This window comes from Nocardiopsis sp. NRRL B-16309 (assembly GCF_001279585.1).
In the GTDB taxonomy this organism is placed as follows: domain Bacteria; phylum Actinomycetota; class Actinomycetes; order Streptosporangiales; family Streptosporangiaceae; genus Nocardiopsis.
In genome coordinates, this window is the sequence record NZ_LGEC01000113.1 from 1 (window position 1) to 4471 (window position 4471).

Annotated in this window: 2 protein-coding genes and 1 pseudogene; 1 reads left to right on the forward strand and 2 read right to left on the reverse strand. The window is 73.0% G+C overall.

All coding sequences use genetic code 11. From position 1 onward, the window contains the following. Positions 1 to 1692 (reverse strand): HAD family hydrolase (locus tag ADL05_RS24555; protein WP_053619383.1); only part of this gene is annotated, 1692 nt, incomplete at its 3' end. Positions 1693 to 1859: 167 nt separating this feature from the next. Between ADL05_RS24555 and ADL05_RS24560 the strand changes: the two genes are divergently transcribed. Beyond that, the gene (locus ADL05_RS24560) at positions 1860 to 2918 is read left to right on the forward strand and encodes a LacI family DNA-binding transcriptional regulator (RefSeq protein WP_053619384.1); all 1059 of its coding nucleotides are present in this window, start codon (positions 1860 to 1862) and stop codon (positions 2916 to 2918) included. Positions 2919 to 3063: 145 nt separating this feature from the next. Here ADL05_RS24560 and ADL05_RS24565 read toward each other — a convergent pair. After that, positions 3064 to 4471: pseudogene (locus ADL05_RS24565) on the reverse strand (right-handed parallel beta-helix repeat-containing protein); the annotation flags it as partial.

Consider the following 4471-nt stretch of genomic DNA (forward strand, 5'->3'; position numbering starts at 1 on the left):
CAGGAGGGCGGGGGCCCACAGCTCCAGCAGGTCGTCCATCTCGTCGATGACGTGGGTGGGGCGCTCGTGCTCGACACCGGTCAGGGCGGCGTCGACGCGCTCGTCACTGGCCGAGCCGCCGCGCACGATGACGGTGGTGCCGACCCCGCCGTGGTGGGCGGCGGCGGTGTCGCGCCAGGGCTTGTCACCGACGAACCAGCTGCGCGCGGGATCGGCGTCCAGCGCGGTGAGCGCCGCGGCGACGGTGGCGGGGTCGGGTTTGCGGCGGCCCAGCTCGTCGGAGTACACGTGCGCGCCGACGAGGTGCTCGATGCCGAAGCGGTCGAGTTCCTCGCGCACGGCCCGGCCGCAGACGGTGTTGGACACGATGGCCACCGGCACGCCGTGGGCCTCGCAGAAGCGCAGGACCTCGGGCACGCCCCGGCGCATGCGGGCGTGGCTCTTGGCACGGGCGTACTCGACCATGAGCTGCGCGGACTCGGCGTACAGGAAGTCTCTGACCTGCGAGGAGAGGTCGCGTCCGACGAACTCGCACCAGAACTGGCGGGGTGAGGCCTCCGGAACCGCGGCGCCCTCGGGGTGCGCGCCCTTCCAGGCCCGGTAGCGGTCGCGTCCGGTGAGGACCGCCTCCAGCACGGTGTCGGGTGCGAGTTCGTGCCCGGCCCGGCGCAGGCGGGCGACGAGCCGTTCGGCGAAGGCGCGCTGGGCGTCGGGGGTGGGGGTGGAGTCGGCGATGACCCCGCCCTGGTCGAGGAGGAGCGCGGCGGGGAGCCGGGAGGCCTCGGAGTCGCCGGAGCGGGGCGCGCACGGCCCGGAGCCGGTGGCGACGCGGTCCCGTGCGTCCCCGGACGGGTTCTCCCGCCGTACCTGGGCGGGGGCGGCGGTCCGGCCCGCACCCGCGCCGTCGGTCGGGACGCTCTCGCGCAGGGGCGCGATCAGCCCTTCGGGTGTGTCGTAGACGGCGTCGGCCCGGACCCGCACCGCGTACGGCGGGGAGTCGGTGTGGTGGTGGCGGGTGAGCAGGACGGCGGCCACCCCGGCGCGGCGCCCGGCGACCACGTCGCGGTCCTGGGTGTCGCCCACGTACCAGCAGCGCTCGGGGACGGTGCCCAGGGCCCGCGCTGCCAGCGCGATCATCTCGGGGTGCGGTTTGCGGATGCCGACCTCGTCGGAGTACACCTGCACGCCGAAGTGGTCCTCCAGCCCGGCCTCGCGCAGGAGCGTGCGGTGGGAGCGGCCGGAGTGGGCGTTGGAGACCATGCCCACCCGCACGCCGAGTTCGTCGGCGGTGGCCAGGAGCTCGCGCATGCCGGGGCGCACCTCGTGCTCGGACAGCAGGGGCGACATCCGGGCGAGCAGCTCCGAGGCGCTGCCCGCCAGCACCTCGCGGACCGGGGCGTCCAGGTCCGAGACCAGGAAGTCCGTCCAGATGGTGCGGTGGTCGAGTTCGGCCGGGGTGAGACGGCGCCCCGCGGCGTTCTTCCAGTCCTTGAGTGCCGCGAGCCCGGCGTTCAGGGACGCGAGCAGGGTGTCGGCGGCCACGGTGTGTCCGGCTCGGGCCAGGACCAGTTCCAGGTGGCGGGCGACGTCGGCGCGGCCCTCCGGCCGTTTGCGCGTCTGGAAGACCACGCCGCCGAAGTCCAACAGCAGGGCTTCGGGGCGGTGGCGGAGTGCGGAGGCGGCCGTGTCCAAGGGTTCCCCTGTCGTAGGTGGAGTCTGGTGTGCTCGGTGTCGACGCTAGGCACGGGGGCCGGACGTGGGGGGAAAGCGAGGTGACTCGCGGGCAAACGAGCTTGGAACGTTCCAAAACCCAGGACCGGTGTCCCGGAGCCGCCTTCCGGACACGGCACAATGACGGGGTGAGCACACAACGGACGGGCGGATCCGGGACCGGGCGGCGGGACAGGCGGCCCACGATCGTGGACGTCGCGGCGGAGGCGGGGGTGTCCAAGTCCCTGGTGTCCCTGGCCCTGCGCGGCGATGACAGGGTCGGCGAGGCGGCGCGCGAGCGCATCCTGACGGCCGCCGAGCGCCTGGGCTACCGCTCCAACACGCTGGCCCGCAGCCTCGTGCAGGGCCGCACCATGATCCTGGGGGTCCTGCTCACCGACCTGGCCAACCCGTACCACACGGAGGTCGTGGCGGGAGTGGAGGAGTCCGCCGACGCGGAGGGCTTCACCGTGCTGCTCGCTCACGGGCAGCGGGACCGGCGCCGGCTGGGGCGGCAGCTGGAGTCCCTGCTCCAGCTCAACGTGGACGGAGTGGTGGTGATCAGCTCCTGGCTGGACCCCGCCGTACTGGCCGAGGCCGCGCGGCGCGCCCCCGTGGTGATGGTGGGGCGCCCCACCGCCTTCTCCCCCGGGGTGGACACCGTCGCCAACGACGACGAGGCCGGTGCCCGGGCCGCCGTCCTGCACCTGGCGGAGCTGGGCCACGAGCGCATCGCCCACCTGTCCGGCACCGGACGCCCCGCCTCACGCGCGCGTGACGAGGGCTACCGCGCCACCATGCGCGAACTCGGCCTGGGCGGGCACACCGCGGTCCGCCCGATCGGCGACGATCCCCCTCAGCGCGCCCGGGCGGCGTCGGAGCTGCTGGGCTCGGCCCGGCCGAGCGCGGTGCTCGCCGTCAACGACCTGGCCGCCCTGGCCCTGCTGGACCAGGCACACGCCTCCGGCGTACCCGTCCCGGACGGGCTGTCCGTGGTCGGCTACGACAACACCACCCTCGCCGAGACCGTGCGCCCCCGTCTGACCAGCGTGGACCAGCCCCGGCTGGTGATGGGGCGGCTCGCCGTGCGCCTGCTCCTGGAGCGGATGGGCGGCCGGACCGGGGACCGCCACGAGGTGCTCACCCCGCGCCTGGTCGTACGCGCGTCCAGCGGCCCCGCGCCCGGCGGCACGGGCGCAACGGCATAGGCGCCAAGGGAGAGGGGCCGCACATCGGGTGCGGCGGGTTGCCCGGCCCGGGCACCGGTGCCCGGAACCGGCCGGCCGGTCCGCCCGACGTGGTCGGACGGACCGGCCGGGATCCGGTCGGCTCCGGTGGGGACGGCCAGGTCGGCTACAGGTCGACCTCGTTGCCGCCGATGGTCACCACGAGACGGCCGCTGGAGTCGAAGCCCCAGTCCAGGGACCCGGAGTACTGGGAGCAGCGGGAACCGTTGGAACCGTCCCAGAACTGGTTCGAACCGTCGGCGTCGCCGCTGTACCGGTCGCTGGAACCGCTGTCACACGAGGTGTTGTTGCGGAACACCGAGTCGCCACCGTCGAACTGGAAGTTGCGCTCCTCGTTGCCGACGCTGAGGTTGTTCGACACCGTCATGCTGCCCGGGTTCGAGTTGTAGGTGAACCCGTGCTTGCCGTTCTCGAAGGCGATGTTGTGGTGGACGTCGTGGTCCACCCCGATGTCCGAACCGCCGAGCTTGAACCCGTTGCGGTCACCGTCGGAGTGCTGGGATCCGTCCGAGAGCGAGCCGTTGCCGAACGCCAGCGAGTGTTCGATGGTCACCTCGCCGATCGGGCCCGTGTCCGACTTGGTGAACAGGTCGTAGCCGTCGTCGATGTTGTTGTACGCCACGGTGTAGCGGAACACGTTCCCGTCCCCGACGGTGAGCTTCGGGGCGAACCCGTCGGCGTCCTCTCCGTCGGAGTCGGCGTTGTCGTGCGAGACCGAGCTGACGATCAGGTTGTCCGAGGGCCACTCCGACCTGGGAGCCCCGGCGGTGTAGCGCGACAGCTGCAGCCCGCTGTCGTGGTTGTGGCGGGTGGTCACCCGCTCGATGACGTTGTGGTTGCCACCCAGCAGGATGCCGTTGTCACCGGCGCGCTCGACGGTGATGCCGTTGACGTGCCACCAGTCGCCGCCGATGGCGAGCCCCCGGTTGGCCGAGTCCTCGCTCTGGGCGGAGAAGTCCAGCACGGGCGTCTCACCGGGGTAGGCGAACAGCTCGTTGCGGTCGCCCGACAGGCCGTCGTTGCCCGGTTCGATGCGCACCGTCTCGGACTGGTCGTAGGTCCCTCCGCGCAGGTAGATCGAGCCGCCGGGCTCGATCCGGTCGATCGCCGACGTGAGCGTCGTCGGGTCGGACTCGGTACCGGAGGCGCCGTCGCTGCCGCCCGGGGCCACGAAGATCTCGTCGCCCGACGGCGGCGGGGTGTCGCCGCCACCGTCCGGCGGCGGGTCCTCACCGTCGTCCGGCGGGTTGTCCCCTCCGCCGTCCGGCGGCGCGTCGGCGTAGGTCTCGAACTCGGCGACGCGCGGGGTGCCGTTCGAGCCGGTGATCTCGAAGTTGATCTTGCGCAGCGAGACCGGGTCGAAGGAGATGGCGCCCGCTCCGCTGCCGGTGGCCAGGACCTCGCCGGTGTCGTGTTCGACGACCTGCCAGGAGCCGATGTTGCCCTCGGCCCCGGCCGCCTCGCGGATGTCGATGGCGGAGACCGTGGTGTCGGAGTCCCACTTGACCGAGATG